The organism is Anaeromassilibacillus sp. D41t1_190614_C2, assembly GCF_015558525.1.
In the GTDB taxonomy this organism is placed as follows: domain Bacteria; phylum Bacillota; class Clostridia; order Oscillospirales; family Acutalibacteraceae; genus Anaeromassilibacillus; species Anaeromassilibacillus stercoravium.
The window spans coordinates 671,490-687,363 of record NZ_JADMOD010000001.1 but is presented as its reverse complement, the minus strand read 5'-3'; the positions used below and the strand labels follow the sequence as shown (position 1 = coordinate 687,363).

Annotated in this window: 7 protein-coding genes; 6 read left to right on the top strand and 1 reads right to left on the bottom strand. The window is 54.6% G+C overall.

The genetic code is table 11. The features are described from left to right. Positions 1-58: 58 nt before the first annotated feature. From I2G69_RS02990 to I2G69_RS02965, 6 genes are read left to right on the top strand one after another with little or no spacing between them, the layout of a single operon-like run. Positions 59-1,195 (top strand): HpcH/HpaI aldolase/citrate lyase family protein, encoded by a 1,137-nt coding sequence (locus tag I2G69_RS02990; protein ID WP_195450494.1) that lies wholly within the window; start codon positions 59-61, stop codon positions 1,193-1,195. Next, complete coding sequence (locus I2G69_RS02985; RefSeq protein WP_087230649.1) at positions 1,192-2,445, top strand: phosphoribosyltransferase domain-containing protein; 1,254 nt, start codon at positions 1,192-1,194, stop codon at positions 2,443-2,445. The genes I2G69_RS02990 and I2G69_RS02985 overlap by 4 nt, the downstream gene beginning before the upstream one ends. After that, complete coding sequence (locus I2G69_RS02980; RefSeq protein WP_087230647.1) at positions 2,442-3,563, top strand: cysteine protease StiP family protein; 1,122 nt, start codon at positions 2,442-2,444, stop codon at positions 3,561-3,563. Before I2G69_RS02985 ends, I2G69_RS02980 begins: the two co-directional genes overlap by 4 nt. Then, positions 3,560-4,357 (top strand): hypothetical protein, encoded by a 798-nt coding sequence (locus I2G69_RS02975; RefSeq protein WP_195560166.1) that lies wholly within the window; start codon positions 3,560-3,562, stop codon positions 4,355-4,357. The genes I2G69_RS02980 and I2G69_RS02975 overlap by 4 nt, the downstream gene beginning before the upstream one ends. After that, positions 4,341-7,052: a calcium-translocating P-type ATPase, PMCA-type gene (locus I2G69_RS02970; RefSeq protein WP_087230640.1), complete on the top strand. Its 2,712-nt coding sequence runs from the start codon at positions 4,341-4,343 to the stop codon at positions 7,050-7,052. The genes I2G69_RS02975 and I2G69_RS02970 overlap by 17 nt, the downstream gene beginning before the upstream one ends. A gap of 19 nt (positions 7,053-7,071) precedes the next feature. After that, on the top strand, positions 7,072-8,457 hold the full coding sequence (locus I2G69_RS02965) for a VWA domain-containing protein (RefSeq protein WP_195560165.1): 1,386 nt from the start codon (positions 7,072-7,074) through the stop codon (positions 8,455-8,457). A gap of 606 nt (positions 8,458-9,063) precedes the next feature. On the opposite strand, the gene I2G69_RS02960 is transcribed toward I2G69_RS02965, so the two are convergent. Next, positions 9,064-15,585: an Ig-like domain-containing protein gene (locus I2G69_RS02960; protein ID WP_195560164.1), complete on the bottom strand. Its 6,522-nt coding sequence runs from the start codon at positions 15,583-15,585 to the stop codon at positions 9,064-9,066. Positions 15,586-15,874: the final 289 nt, after the last annotated feature.

The following is a 15,874-nucleotide window of genomic DNA, read 5'->3' as shown; positions in this document are numbered from 1 at the left end:
CCCTTGCATCGATTCCAGCCGGTGCGCGCAGATTACAAAACGACAAGGATTCCAAATCATGAGATATTTTAACTATTTATCCCACGGCGACCGGAAAAGCCTTTTTTTCCGTGAACCTGCACCGTTTGACAAAACGACCGAGCGGGAAATGCTACGCAGCGCAGTGGGAGGGTTGCTCTACATTCCTGGGGGGAATCCAACGATCGCTCAAATTCTCCAGACAGGGAAAGTCCAGGGGCTTGCCTCTATGGCCATCTGCCTGGAGGACGCTGTGGGCGATCAGGAGCGGGAAGAAGCTGTTCTCAATGTGGAAAAACAGCTTTCCGATATCAGGCGGGCATTGCTGGGCGGGAGTCTATCCCGGGATAGGCTCCCGCTTCTCTTTGTACGTGTGAAAGACGTGGATATGTTGGAAAGGCTGGCCGGGCTCTTTGTAGAAAACAGCCCTGTCCTCACGGGCGTCATCCTTCCCAAAACGACCCGCGAAAGCCTCCAACGTGCCCTGTCCATTGTGGAAACAATCAACCAAGAAGCGAAAGAACCCTTTTATATCATGCCGATCTTGGAATCGGTGGAACTGATGCTCTGCGATGACCGCATTAGCCTCCTTCGGGAGCTGGCATCCATTGCGGAACCCTTTTTTGACCGCATTTTAAACATCCGAATCGGTGCCACGGATCTGTGCGGCCTCTATGGCATCCGCCGAAATGTCGATACCCCGATCTATCAAGTTGCCACCGTCGCCTCCTGTATTGCGGATATCGTCCGTGTGTTTGGATTGGGGGACCGCTATACCATCAGCGGGCCCGTGTGGGAATATTACAGCACCATCGCGCGGGCGCGGGCATTGCAGAATTGGAGCGAAGTGGAAGGCCTGATGCAGGAAGTGGCCCTGGATCAGCAAAACGGCATCTGCGGGAAAACCTGTGTACATCCCACGCAGCTGCTCCCCGTCCAGGCCAGCTATGCCGTCCCCTATGAACGGTACCACGATGCAGTCGCTATCTTGGGAGGGGATCCAGGACGTGTGGGCGTTATGCCCAGCATCCGGCACAATAAGATGAATGAACTGAAGCCCCATGCGCTTTGGGCAAACAAAATGCTGCGGCAAGCGGAGCTATACGGCGTCTATCAGGAAAACACCGACGCAAAGGGCCTGCTTCGAGCGGTTTACAACGAGGGGGATTATCTATGAGCAAAGCGGTTTTTTCTCTCGAACCCGCACTCGAACTGGAATTGGAGATCAGCGAGACCCGCTTTGGCCTGCTGCCGGAGGACCTCTTTCGATTGGCTGTACGGCAAAATACGCAGCGCGCCTTTCTCTTTGTCAGCAAGGTGCTGGGCAAGCATCTGCCGGTTGAACCGGCTGCGCTTCTCGCCGCAGGGAAGCTGCTGGCGCTGGCGTGGCTCGACCAGAAGGATGAACAGGGCTGGGCCGGTATCCTCAAAGGAAGCACCGCTTCGCCTTTTCCCGAAGTTTGGGACCGCTTAGAGCACTCGCGCTATTCGCTGGGAATGGAGGACCGGGCGCTGTTTCTGGGTTTTGCGGAAACCGCCACCGGGCTCGCACGGGCAGTGGCGGACTGCTTCGACGGGGAGATGGCCTACATCAGCACAACCCGTGTGGACCGTGCAGGCGCCTCCCCGCTCACCTTTGACGAAGCCCACTCGCATGCCCGCACCCACCGGTTGTATTTGGACCCGCATGACCCGTTTATGGCAGCTTGCCAGCAGGTCGTCCTGGTGGACGACGAGCTCACCACGGGAAACACCGCGCTGCGCCTGATCCGCCAGCTCCATGCCGTTTACGGGATTCGCCGTTTCACGCTGATGGTTCTGGTGGACAACAGCGAAGGCAGCAACCGCAGGGCCATCGAACAGGAGCTTGGCATCGAGATCCGGGTGTTCTCCCTTTTACGCGGCCACATTGCCCAGGTCCGGACCGGGGAATTGCCTCCCCTGTCCCTATCCGATTACCGCGGTGCCGCTGGGGAAGCCCCTGCGCTTCTCTCGCTGCCCGGCAACGCCCTTTCAGACCGGACCTTGCAAAGCGCCAGCGCTCTGGCGCTCCAGCGCGCCCGCTGCCGTTCCATTGCCACTCAACTGGGACCGGCCCCATCAGAGACGTCAACTCTCTATCTGGGCGCTGGGGAATTTATCTACGCTCCGGCCCTCATCTCTGGATTTTGCGGGGGACATGCGTTCCACTCTACCACGCAAAGCCCGGTGTTCCCCATGGCTGGTTCCGCAATTGTATCCGGCGTCTGTTTCGATCCGCCGGATTGTTACAGTCCGGTCGGCTATCTATACAATGTCCCGGACCATGCCTACCGGGAGGCTACCCTCTTTGTGGAGGAGGGGACCCTGCGCCCGGCAGGAATCGGGCAACTGGCCGCCTACCTCAAAAGCAAAGGGATTGGGAAAGTGACGGTGGTCGCCCTATGAACTGGACCGCATCCTCCCTTCCTCCCCACTTGGGCAGCTTCGATCCGGACGATGTGATCCTCTTGCTCAAGGATGTAACTGGGCAGGTCGAAGAGCGGGACACGGCGCTCCGGGAACGCGACATCCAAGCGGGACGCCACTATTCCGAAGATCTCCCCATCGAACAGGTCCCCAGCCCAGCCTATGAACAGGTCTTTGAACATCTGATGGAGACGCAGCTCCCAGAGGTAGCGCTCTACACCGGTGTTTTGACCCGTTTGGTGCTCTCTGAGCACCCCAGTCCCGTGCTGGTCTCCCTGGTGCGTGCGGGCGTCCCCTGCGGCGTTTTGATGCGCCGGTACGCTGCCCGCGAATTGGGCCGCGATCTTCCCCATTATGGGGTGAGCATCATCCGTGGAAAGGGCTTTGACGAAAACGCCATCCGGCTCATTCTGCAGCGGCACCCAGGCCAGGAGATCGTTTTTGTGGACGGTTGGACGGGAAAAGGGATGATTACCCACCAATTGGAGGAATCCTGCGCGCAGTTCCATGCGCACAGCGGGACTCCCCTGCGCCCCACCCTTGCCGTACTGGCCGACCCTGCCCACTCGTGTTCCCTCTACGCCACACGGGAGGATTTCATCAACCCGTCCTGCTGCCTCAACAGCACCATCTGTGGGCTGATCAGCCGTACCGTTCACAACAAAACACTGATCGGGCCGGATGACTTCCACGGCGTGCGGGTCTACTGGGAATTTGCCGCAAAGGATCAGACCGCCCGCTATTTGGATGGGGTATGCCGGTGGTTTGCCCCGCGTAGGAAGGAGATCGAAACCCAGTTTGCCCGCCTCCTTGCATCGGACCGTTCCCCCGATTGGAGCGGCATGCAGGCGGTCCGGCGGATTGGGGAAGCCTTCGGCGTCCATGATATCAACCGGATCAAGCCCAGCATCGGCGAAACCACCCGCGTGCTCCTGCGCCGTGTGCCAGACCGGGTGCTCCTGCGGGAGGCGAACCACCCGGATGTGGCGCACATCACCTTGTTAGCCAAGGAACGCCATGTCCCTATCACCATCTATCCGGAAATGCCGTATCTTTGCTGCGGCCTGATCGCCGACAAACGAGGTGGCGCCGAATGATCTTTGCCGCTGATTTGGATCGTACCCTCTTATTTTCCCAGCGCCGCCTGGAGGGTGACGCCGCTGTCATCCCTGTGGAGTACCGCTTTGGGGAACCGTTCGGGTTTATGACCCCCGGCGGGTTTTCTGCGCTGCGGACGCTGCAAAAACAGGCGGTCTGCTTTGTAAACACCCTGCGGGGGCTGGAACAGGCCAATCGGGTGGTCTTTGTCTCCGACGGAAGCTGTCGGTACCTGTCCCTGCAAAATGGCTTATATCTTTATCGCGACGGCAAGGAAGATTCTGTATGGGCCGCCCATGTGAAACGCACGGTCCACGCCCTTCCCCTGCACTTGACAGACGGGGCAGGGATCGTGCTGAAGCAACTGCCGGGGATTCAGTGCCTGTCCAAGCAATATGAATACCTCGCGGTCTTTTTCGTGGAGGATGAGTCGTTCGACGACCGGGCATGCAGCTCTTTGGCGGCGGAGCTTTCCGCCTCCGGCTGGGCGCTCTACCGCCAACGGAAAAAGCTCTACCTCTATCCGCAGGCCCTCGATAAAGGGGCCGTCCTCGAACGCGTCCGGGAATTGGAAGGCTGCGGCACCGCTGTGGGCTTTGGGGATTCCTGGTTCGACGTACCCATGCTTCGCGCCTGCGACGCCGCTTGGTCTTTAAAAGGCTGTGAACTCGAGGGAACCGATTGGGGGTTCCCCATTCAATACTCTTCCCTCCCGGCACAAGCCGGTACGGAAGAGGTTTTAACCCGTATCTTAACAGGTTTAGGAGAAGGATACTATGCTAAAAAATCATGAAATCAATGCGCTTACCGAACAGGAAGCGGAAGAAAGCCGAAAAAAATATGGAAGCAACATGCTTACCCCACCGGAACAGACCTCCTTCTGGCATGAGCTGTGGGAGACCTTTCGCGGGGACGCCTTGATCCGCATTCTCACCGTGGCGTTGATCATCACGGTGGTCTTCGCCATCCTCGGGGTCGGCGACTGGCTGGAAGCTGTCGGCATCGCTATCGCCGTCATCCTCGCCACAACGGTCTCCACCTACAGCGAATACTCCAACAACCAGCTCTTTCAAAAGCTACAGGACGAGTATTCCAAGATCCTCTGCAAGGTGTTCCGCAAACGCGACGGCGTTGTCCAGGTCACCGATCTGAAGATCGACGACATCGTCACGGGCGACTATGTCCTGCTGCAAGCGGGCGACAAAGTGTGCGCAGACGGCATCCTCATCGACGGCGATATCAAGGTCAACCAGGCCAGCCTCAACGGCGAAAGCGAAGAGGCCAAAAAGACTGCGGCGGAGCCGGGCTATACCTATGACCCGGAAAAGATCGACTTCTTAGATCCGAACAAAGTCTACCGCGGATCGGTCGTCACCAGCGGGGAGGCGGTCATGCAGGTAAAATGCGTGGGCGACAAATCCCAGTTTGGCCGCCTGGCGCAAGAGCTCAAGGAGGACGACGAACGCGAATCGCCGTTGAAGGTCAAACTCGGGAAAGTGGCCGACACCATCTCCAAATTTGGTTACATCGGCGGCACATTGATCGCCGTGGCCTTCATGATTAACTGCATCTTCTTTAATCCCACCCTGCTGCCCGGCGCCACAACCTACTTCTCCATGGAGAACATCATGCAGATCCTGCGCGACCTGGTTTCCTCGGTCACATTGGCTGTGGTCATCATCGTGGTGGCGGTCCCGGAGGGCCTCCCCATGATGATCGCGCTTGTTTCCGGCTTAAATATGAAAAAGCTGCTCAAAGACAACATCCTGATCCGAAAAATCGACGGTGCGGAGACAGCCGGTAGCCTCAACATTCTCTTTTCCGATAAGACGGGTACCATCACCAAGGGCGCGCTCCAGGTGGTGGACTTTATCTCCCCGGAGGGAAAGGACTATCAGAGTTTTGCCAGCATCCCCGATCCTTTGCGCGAACTGCTGCTGATTAACATCTGCGGCAATACCAATGCGATTGCGTTGGTGAACAACGGGAAGCTGCAAGTCACCGGCGGCAACGCCACCGAGCGGGCCCTGCATGAGTTTGTCGGCGTCGAAGGGACATTGACCTATGAGGGCTATAAGATGGAGTGCGAGGACACGTTGATGTTCAACAGCGCCAACAAATACTCCGCCAGCGTGATGAAAGGGAGGCTCAACCGCGCCATCATCAAGGGCGCGCCGGAAAAGCTCCTGGCCTATTGCACCTCCTATTATGGCGAAGACCTGCAGGTCCATCCTCTCACGGATGAGGTGCGGAATATGCTCGAGCAGCGCATGGCCGCCCTTTCGGAAAAGGCTATGCGTGTGCTGGCCTTTGCTACCTCCGACAACCGGATTGGCGAACACCTGTTGCAGGACATGACCTTTGTGGGAATGGTCGGCATCCGCGATGAGCTCCGCCCCGAGGCGGTGGAAGCCATCAAGACCGCCAAACGCGCTGGAATCCAAGTGGTCATGGTCACCGGAGACAAAAAAGAAACCGCAGCTGCCATCGCGCGGGACGCCAAGCTCATCGAGTCCGAGGACGATTTGGCGCTCACCAGCGAGGATTTGGCCGCCCTATCGGATGACGAGCTGAAAAAGCTGTTGCCGCGGCTGCGCGTCGTCGCGCGTGCCCTTCCCACGGATAAAAGCCGTTTGGTCCGCGTTTCGCAGGAGCTGAACCTCGTGGTCGGCATGACGGGCGACGGCGTCAACGACGCCCCGGCGCTCAAAAAAGCGGACGTCGGCTTTGCCATGGGTTCCGGCACGGAGGTCTCCAAGGAGGCGGCCGCCATCACCATTCTCGACGACAATTTCAATTCCGTCGTCAAGACGGTCCTATACGGCCGAACCATCTACAACAACATCCGGAAATTTATCGTCTTCCAGCTGACCATCAATATCAGCGCCGTGCTGATTGCCTTCATCGGGCCGTTCATCGGCATGGGGACGCCCCTGTCTGTCACGCAGATGCTCTGGGTCAACATCGTCATGGATACGTTGGCCGCGCTTGCATTGGGCGGTGAACCCGCGCTGGACCGCTATATGGACGAAAAACCAAAGCGCAGGGACGAATCCATCATCAGCAAAAACATGTGGTCTTCCCTGCTGGTCATGGGCATCTACTTGACAACCGCCAGCTTGGTCTTCCTCCAGCATCCGTTCTTTAGAAGCCTCTTCCGTCAGGACGGTGAGATGATTTACGAGGGCCACGACATCTACTTTATGACCGGGTTCTTCTGCTTCTATGTGCTCAGCGCAATGCTCAACGGCTTTAACGCGCGCACCGAAAAGATCAATATTTTTGACAACATCACACAAAACAAGATGTTCCTCTATATTATGGCGCTCATTGCCGGCGTACAGGTTCTGATGACCTTTATCGGAGGGCCGATCCTTCGCACAGCGCCGCTTACCTTGCAGGAGTGGGGCGTTGTCATTCTGTTGTCTTTGATTATTCTGCCGGTTGGAACGCTTCGCAAGCTGATTTTCCCAGAAAAGCACACCTGATCTGGGAGGTGTAAATTACATGCTGGATTTTTTGCGCGGGCAAAAAGAATCCATCCGCAGGCTCTGTGGCGGCCTGGAATTGGAACTGGAGTTCTACCACAAAGCTCCCTTAGAGATCGACGTCGGATGTTTCGGATTGGATGACGCCGGGAAGCTCTCGGATGAGCGTTACTTTATCTTTTACAACCAAACGCAATCCCCGGAGGGCGGCATTCTCCTACACAGGGGAGCTGCCACCGGCGCGGTCCGTTTCCATCTGCGCTTGGATCAACTGCCGCCCCATATTGCCAAGCTGTCTTTTACCGCCTCCATCGACGGGACCCGCACCATGCAGGAGCTGACCAAGGGCCATGTGTGTCTGTTTCGAGGGCAGGAAGAAACCGCGCGGTATTCCTATGACGGCTCCCAATTCCGGGCAGAACGGGCGATTGTGATCTGTGAGCTCTATCGCAAAGGGGACGACTGGCGTTTCAACGCCGTTGGACGCGGCTTTAACGGTGGGTTGAAGGCGCTGGTGGAGCACTTTGGAGGTACCGTTGCGGAACCAACGCCCGCCGCTCCTTCGATTCCCAATCGTCCGCCCGTTTCCCCGCTTCCGCGGGCCTCAGTTCCGTCCCCCAACCGGCCGACCACAGGCCCGTCCTTGGTGCAGAACATCGTCTCCTCACTTCCCACCCATGTCTGCGCCCGCATGGACAACCTGGCCCGGCAATGCCGCGGGGACACCGAATATTTAACCAGCCTATATAAGAACATGTTTGCATGTTTGGCTAGCCATCCGGAAGTGGCTGAAATGCCCGTGCAAGTCGTCACATGCGCCGACGCCTCCGGTTCCATGTTTGACCTCTATCGGAACGGCCGTATGCAGCGGGTTGTAGATAAATTTTTTGCCTTTGCAACCACCTTATCCGATCCCTGTTCGATGGATCTATGGGCGTTTGGGGCCAAGAGCCGCCAATTTGGCGCTGTGACCATGGATAACGTGCGGGATTATACCTTTGCGGAGGCCGGCGGGTTTGAACGGTGGATGAGTATGCTCAACTACCAATACAACAACGAACCGGAAGCCATGCGCGACATCATGATGATCTATGGCGCTCTCCGCAAGCCGGTGATGGTCCTGTTTCTCACAGATGGAAGGCTCAGCTCCGATTGGGAAATCGAAGAGATCCTGATCAAAACCTCCCGTTTCCCCATTTATTGGCAGTTCGTGGGTCTTCACGGGGAGGAATATGGGATTCTGGAACGCCTTCAAGAGATCGATGGGCGCAGGTCCGATAATGCAGCCTTTTTAAAGCTGGACGACATCGACGATATCAGCGACAATACCCTCTATGAAAATCTGTTACATAACCTTGAAGGATGGTTACGGGAAATCCAATATAAACATATCTTGGAACCATAACTTCCACCGATGAAAAGCTTATAGAAAGGAGTCCCGATATGCTGGCATATCGGGACTCCTTTCTATAAGCTAGTTTTCTTTGATAAATAGCGCAGGGCAAACAGACCCTCCCGGCGTCCCTTAAATCGTACCCCAAAAACCCGTTATAACTTTCCCAGATCGTGTAAAAAGCCCCGTCCCGGGAAAAAACCAGGACGGGGACTTCTCTGTTTACCGGGAAAACCTTTCCCTGTTATTTGGCCTCATCAGCCAACCGTTACTGCACTGTGCTTGATAGGACGGACGCACAGCGTCTTTTCGCGGACCTCCGGTCGGGACACGCCTACGGCGTTCTCTAAGAAAGCAAACTGCGATGAGTTTGTTTTCCACTCCACAGGGAAAGCCCTACAGAAGCAAGGGGGGAAACGCCTAAAGACACAGGAAGCCATCGTTCTGCATCCCATCTGAAAAAGAAAAGCATGGAATATGGAAAAGGCTCCAACCCTGGGAACACCCAGGCTTGGAGCCTTACCGTTATCGGGAAGAATCCTTCCCTTTTATCTTGTCATTTCCGATTATTCAATCGTTACAGTGCAATGGACGCATGACGTCCGTCTACGAAAGCATTTAGCCAATCGTAACTGCACAGTGTTTCACTGGGGAATTGCCCGGCAGGGTGGTGTAAACGCCTGTGCTCTGGCCCGGCGTGCCGGTGGCATACACTCTGTAGTAGTAGTCATTGCCAACCTTCGCCACAAACTGGGTTTTCAGCACATTGCCGTTGCCGACGGTGAAGCTCGGCGTCATGGCATTGCCGTTCACGACCGTCATCTTGAAGCAGTATGCGCTGCCTCTCTTCAAGGTGAAGTTTACCGTCGTGTCGGAAACCACATACGCGCTTGCGGATACGTTCTGGCCTGCTGCCACAACACCTGCCGCGCCGTATGCGTTGCCAACGTTTGCAGACGTGCTGCCCTGACTGCTGCTGGAGCTGTTGCTGCTGTCGTGATCGTCGTTGTCCTTGTCGATTTCAACAAGGCCGCCGATCGCTGCGACAACCGCCTTTGTCCCCGCATCAACAACCGCCTGGTCGTCTTCGCTGAGATCCTCATTCTCCAAAATCGCATAGGCTTCATCCAATGCCTTTTCCAGGGCTCGTACGCTCGCCTTCGTATAGAGGGAGAGGTCGATCTGGTTCGCGCGGTCAACTTCCGCCTGCAGCTGGGATTTATCCGCCTTCAAGCGCATCGCCGCAATTGCCTTTACAAGGCCCTGTGCCGCTTCGTCAACAGCGCTCTGTTCGGAATCCTCCGTGACGGCAAGGGCCGCTTCATATGCTTTCTCGAGGGCGTCCCAACCGTCGTCCGTATAGAATGCCGCATTCTCGAAGATTTCATCCGCCTTCGCCATCAGCATCTCCAGCTGGCTCAGGTCTGCAACAAACTGTAAGTTTTCTGCTGCTTCGAGGAGCGCATCATACGCCTCTTTGATGCTATCATCCATGGCATTCTCATCCGCCAGAACGGCCTCTGCCTCTGCAAGCGCATCCTGCAGCGCCTGATACGAATCCTCCGTATAGGGGTCCGAGCCAATGCCCTTCAATTGTTCCACCAAGCTCTCCAAACTGGAGGTGTCGCCCGGCTTGAATTCCAACAGGTGCAGTACATCGAGCAAATCGGACCAAGCTTGATTAATCACATCTTGCGTGGAGGTCTTCTCCGCATAGACCGCCTCTGCATTTTCCAATGCCTTTGCAAAGGCTTCCTGTACAGCGGGTACCGCCTCTTCCACCTGATCTTCGACGCTCTTCGCATACTCGATGATCTGGCCCAGCGTTTCCTTGTAAACGGTGGTAAATTGAATCTCTACCGTTGTATCTGCATTGGGCATCGTGAGGTCATAAGTGAAGCTGTCCGCCTCAAAGTCAACCTTTTCACCGTTCACCAGAACCTCTGCAAAGGTTCTTCCATCCGTAGCCGGGGTAAAGGCAAGCTGGAGTTCCTCGCCGCCCAAAACATCCGCTTCATATTTGCCGAGCAGGTCCGCAATACGCTGCGGTTCGCCGTTCACGGTGAGGCTGGCATCCTTCGTATAAAGGACGGTCAACGTGTGATTTTCCGGCACCGATGTTCCAACGGTTACCTCGCAGCTCGCCTGGAGCTCCGTGCCGCTTACTTGTGCGGTAACCGTCGTTGTGCCTTCGGTCAAGGCTGTCACAACGCCATTCTCGTCCACGGAAGCGACCTCCGGATCCGAAGACGTCCAAATAAGCGCCGCATCGTTGTAGTTAGTCGGATAAACATCTGCGCAAACCGTGTAGGTATCGCCCACAGAGAGTTCGACCGATTCGTCGCGCATTGCAATCTCAGAGATATCTACCAGGTTGTATACACGTACTTCTGCCGCAGAAGAGTAATTTCCACGGGCGTTAACCGGCATCAGTTTGAGGTCGGTTACAGTCATGTTCGGGAAGGTGACTTCCTTCCAACCGTCGACTGCTTCCCACGTTCCTTCTGCAATCTTCTCATAGGTCGCGCCGTTATCTGTGCTTGCATGCAACTCATACTGGGTGATCGTGCCGTTTCCTGCTCCGGAACGCGGTAGATACCGATACGCATTCACTTCCGTCGGTGTAGAGAAGTGGATATTGAGCCACTGCTCGCTTCTATCCGAGCCGTCCCAATCGGTATGCCATATGCTACTTGTGTCGCCGTCGAGGACCTTGGAGGCAGCTTCGCTAGTGGAGTTTTCATTGCCTGCTGTAGCAGTCAAAATTCCCACATCGATCTCTTCCACCACAGAATTGGTGCGCACTTTTTCCGCTTCGCTTGCATTTCCAGATGCATCAATTGCTTCTACCACATAATAGTAATCGCCATCGTGCGCAACATCATCTGTAAAGGAGGTCTCCTTCGTGGTCAACAAGAGGGTATCGTCGTTCAAGTCAAAGTCCGCCTCGTTGGAAGCATAGACATTGTACTTCACAAATCCGCTGTTGTCCGTGCTGGGCGTCCAGGTCAATGTCACCATACCATTGTCGCCCGCAGAAGCACGCAGGCCCGCGATATTCGTCGGGGCTTCGGTATCCGGCTCAAGTTCGCCCTCTTCGAAGGTCAAGGTCCAGTTAACCGTTTGGTTTTCCGCTGCATCCAGGGTCAATTCGACATAATTGCCGAACGGGCTCTGCACATAGCTGGTGGTCACTGCGTCATTGTCAATGCTGAAATCCTTAACAAGCAGCTTGTTATCGTTCAGCGGGATAATCGCTTTATAGGTATCATTGCCGACGATCTCAGACGTACCAGTCATAGTCTTGGAAGCTGCATCATAGTTGACGTTGCTCACGTCGAAATCACCCTGCAGGAGGTGGCGGTTCGTGGAGAGCACATATGGATCTTCGCGTACTTCGCGAAGGGCCATGGTGCGCATCTCGTTCTTACGGACCTTCTGCGAGAGGATGTCGCTGCCCTTGTATTTGCCAATATACTCCCAGTTCCAGAAGTCCCAAACCTCATATTCCTTATCGGGATCCAGGTTCAGACCGCCAAACGCGGTATCTTCATCCAAATCTGCGCTGATGGTCTTGGCCTTGTCGGTCTGGTTCCAGAACAGGACGATATGGTCATCATACTCGGAATCAAACTTATAGTCGTATACTTCTGGCAGATCTTCGCCCGACTGGAACAGTCCCACCGGACGTGCCGTGATGCCGTTGATCGGGAACGGGACGGACTTGCCGATATCCCTGATCTTCTGGTCATCCATACGGGTAACACTCTCGCCAACCGTCATCTTTCCAAAGAAGAAGGCTGTGCCGGTAATCTCTGCATGGCGGAGATCCATATCGGTGTCGCTAAACACTTTTACATCCGGATACAAGAGCTTCGTAGTTCTGTGGCGATACCACTGGTAGGAGCTCATGCGGGTGATCTCCGGGGTAAAGGAGTTGTTGTCGCCGATGGTACGCTGGATATCAATCAGGCCGATGGCCAGGTCGGTGCCACTGTGTTCCCAAGAGTTTTCTGTGACGCGGATATCCGGCCCAACATTGTCTTTCGCAAGCTTGAAGATGTTGCGGTATGCGGAAACAGCAGTTGCATACGGGTCTTCAAAACCGCCCGTACGATCCAGGAAATAGCCGCCGCTCTTGCCGTGATACTGTCCTGCATAGTCGAAGAACAGGGAACGGATGCCCGATTCTTTGATATTTGCATAAACATCTTCCATATGAGCGATGAACTCCGGATCGGTGTAGTCAGGTCCCTCTTCCGGATCGTTATACAGCATGTGCCCCGGATACTGCTCGCAGTAGTCATCGGAACGATAGGACGCCTGCATATACAGGCCGCCTTCGCCGCCAGCCTCGTTCATGGCCTTGTTCCAGTCTTTGATGGTCGGATAATTGTCCGTCATATGGCCGAACTCATACCAATGCTCGTCGTCCCACCAAAGCTGCTCGTTCGGGTTTTCATAGGTATCGGGTTCCACACGCAGGTTTGGGATCGCATAGTTTGCCATTCCACGGTCATACAGGTCTTTAACCTCCTGTACGGCAAAGTCTGCGTTGTTTGCGCCCGATGTCAACCAGTTGACATACCACAAGCATTCATAATAATACGGGTCAAAATCAATCAAGTCAACATGCATAGCCTCAGCCTGCTTATCCGCATAGGCTTCCATAACCGTGTAAGGATTCTCTTCTGTGAAGTTTACCATAGCTTGGTCGCCCATGTAGAGCCAGCCTCCATCGACCTGCTCACCGCTTACATCATCGACTAGCTTACCGGTGTTGTCAAAGATACGGATGCTGGCATCAATGCCCTTGCGGCCGTTGTTGTCCAGGGCTGTTCCCGCATGATACGCCGTATTGATGGTATTCTGGAACTCATACGTGGTCAATCCGCCGAGGACAAAGCTCTCCTTATTTGGATTATCCAAGTAGGTGATCAAGGTATTGTTTCTCGAGCTAATGTTGACATCGTCCTGCAAAGTCGGGACGGTCCAGTTTCCTTCACCGGTCAGGACCACATGGTTCTCATCCGGGTCCGGGCCAACAAACACAGCGCCACCGTTCGCATAATTTGCAATCAGTGGATACATCTGCATCAGCTTGACGCCTTCGCCGGTTGTATTGACAATACCGGCTGTCAGGATAATTTCCCCGCAATGGTCTTCCAAAGTAACGTCGAGAACAATGCCATTCTCGCCTTCTTTGGTTCCGATCAAACGCATGGTCTTGATGGTATCTTCTTCCGCAACCTCTTCCATATGGAAGGTGTAGCCGTCGATACTCGTCTCATCGTTGACCTGGGTGTATGCATTCAGGATATAGGGCAGGCCGCTTTCCTGATCATAGGCAGAATACCGGCCGCTCTCCAAATTGTAGATCACGCGAACCATATCGTTCTGGATCATCGCGAAGTTATCGCCAAATGTGGAGATTTCCGTCTTATCCGGGATAGCCACATCGCCCAAGCTGGCAAAGCTGACCTCTGCACGGATACTGGGGTCGCTGTTGGACACAGCGCAAACCTTGAAGCTACCGCTCTTGTGGATGGTAAGCAAGCCGTTCTGGTCGATCTCTGCCACATCAGTGCCTTCCGGCTCTACAGACCAGGTAAGGGTCTTATCCGTTGCAGTGACCGGATAGATTGTTGCGTTCATTTGAACTGTTCCGGTCTCCGGACGAACGGTTTCGCCATCCGCCGGCGCAATGCTCAGGCGACGGACAGGGATCGTCTCGCCCCAATCGGTGTCAAAGAAGATACCATTTACCAACGCATTGGTTCTCAAAGGCGAATAATTTTCATTATTTATAACGACGTCGATGGACCCCGAGAAGGTGACTGTGACATATTTACCTTCTGTCAGATCCGTAATCGCTACCTTTTTCGAAAGCGGGATTTTGGTATCCGCCTTGTAGACCTGATAGCTGTTATTTCTCCCATTCTCATTCTCCGACAAGGCGTAGAACGTCACCTTGTGGGTATCGTTGTCGTTCACACGGATTTTGACCGTCAAGCACTTATCGTCGAAACGATAGGCAATCTTGCGGGTCCCTGTGCTGTCATCCGGATTCGGCAAACCATAGGGATATTCTTCCGCGGTCCCGGTCCTGGCAAGATAACTGCCGCTGCGGTCCTCCGTGCCATACGAGATGGAATCCACATAATACGGAAGGTTTTCTACGTCCGAAGTATTGGCGCCCCAAGCGTTCAATACATACCCATCCGCACCATACGTTCCGATCCAGTTTCCGCCAGTTTCCGTGTCCACCGTCCACTCTTCGGCGTCTTCGGGGGTCATGCTGACCGTGCAGGTGCCCTGCACGCCCGTGCCGTCTTGGGCTTCTGCGGTGATCACATACATGCCCGGATCTTCAATAGTCAATAGGCCGTCGTCCGTAATGCTGGCAGCTCCATCGCCGAGCACTTCCAGAGGCTCTACTTTCCAGGAAACCTCTTTATTTGCCGCATAAGAGGGAGCAACTTCTGCGGTCATCTGGATTGGGAATTCGCTCTTTTCAAAGGTATCGCGGCCGTCGGGTGCGCTGACATTGATCCAGCGGACCACTTCATCTTCATAGACTTTCGTATCAAAGAAGATACCGCTGAGGACAGAATTGGTGACCAATGTCACAATGTTTTCATTCTGAATCACAATATCAATGTCCCCGCTGAACGCACCGGATACATAAGTGCCACTCGCAAAATCCGAAATCGTCACTTTGTCTGAAAGTGCGCGCCCGGTTTCTGCATCAAAAAATTGATAGCTCTGTTCACGCCCCTGCGCTTCCGCAGCATACAAACTGATGGTATGCATGACGTCGTCATTGACATCGACATGCACCGTCAGGCATTCATCGTCGAACACATAGCCCAAGCGAGGCTCGTCTTCTCCAACTGCAAGCATGGATTCTGCTGGCGCTCCGGATTTCAGCCATGTGCCGTGGCGTGCTTCATAGCTGTATGTAATCTCGTCCACATAATCCGGGAGTGCATCATAAGCGGTCATGCCAGAGGAATTGTCTCCGTAATAGGCAGGCAGGATGTACCCATCCGTACCATAGGCGCCTTCAAAAGCACCTGTGCCGTGGGTAGTCTCATCAACAGAAAGCGTTGTTAAAACGGGATCTGCCGTTTGTGCCATTGCTCCAACCGTCCCTATAGACGCGGTCATTGCAGCGGCTAACGTTATTGCCGCTACTTTTTTGAACAACCTTTTCAAAAAATCACTCCTTCGCCAAATTTATAAATTCTCCAATTCTTTACCCAAATTTTTCTTACCTCTTTCCCCCTCCTTTCTGGATCGCATTCCTAAAACAAAGCGGCCTCTTTCAAAAAGCGTCACTATAATTCTCCTGAATTCCGCCGCTTTTTGAGTATTATATACCAATATTTTCATTTTTTAATTCTAAAAGGAAAAAGTATTATACACA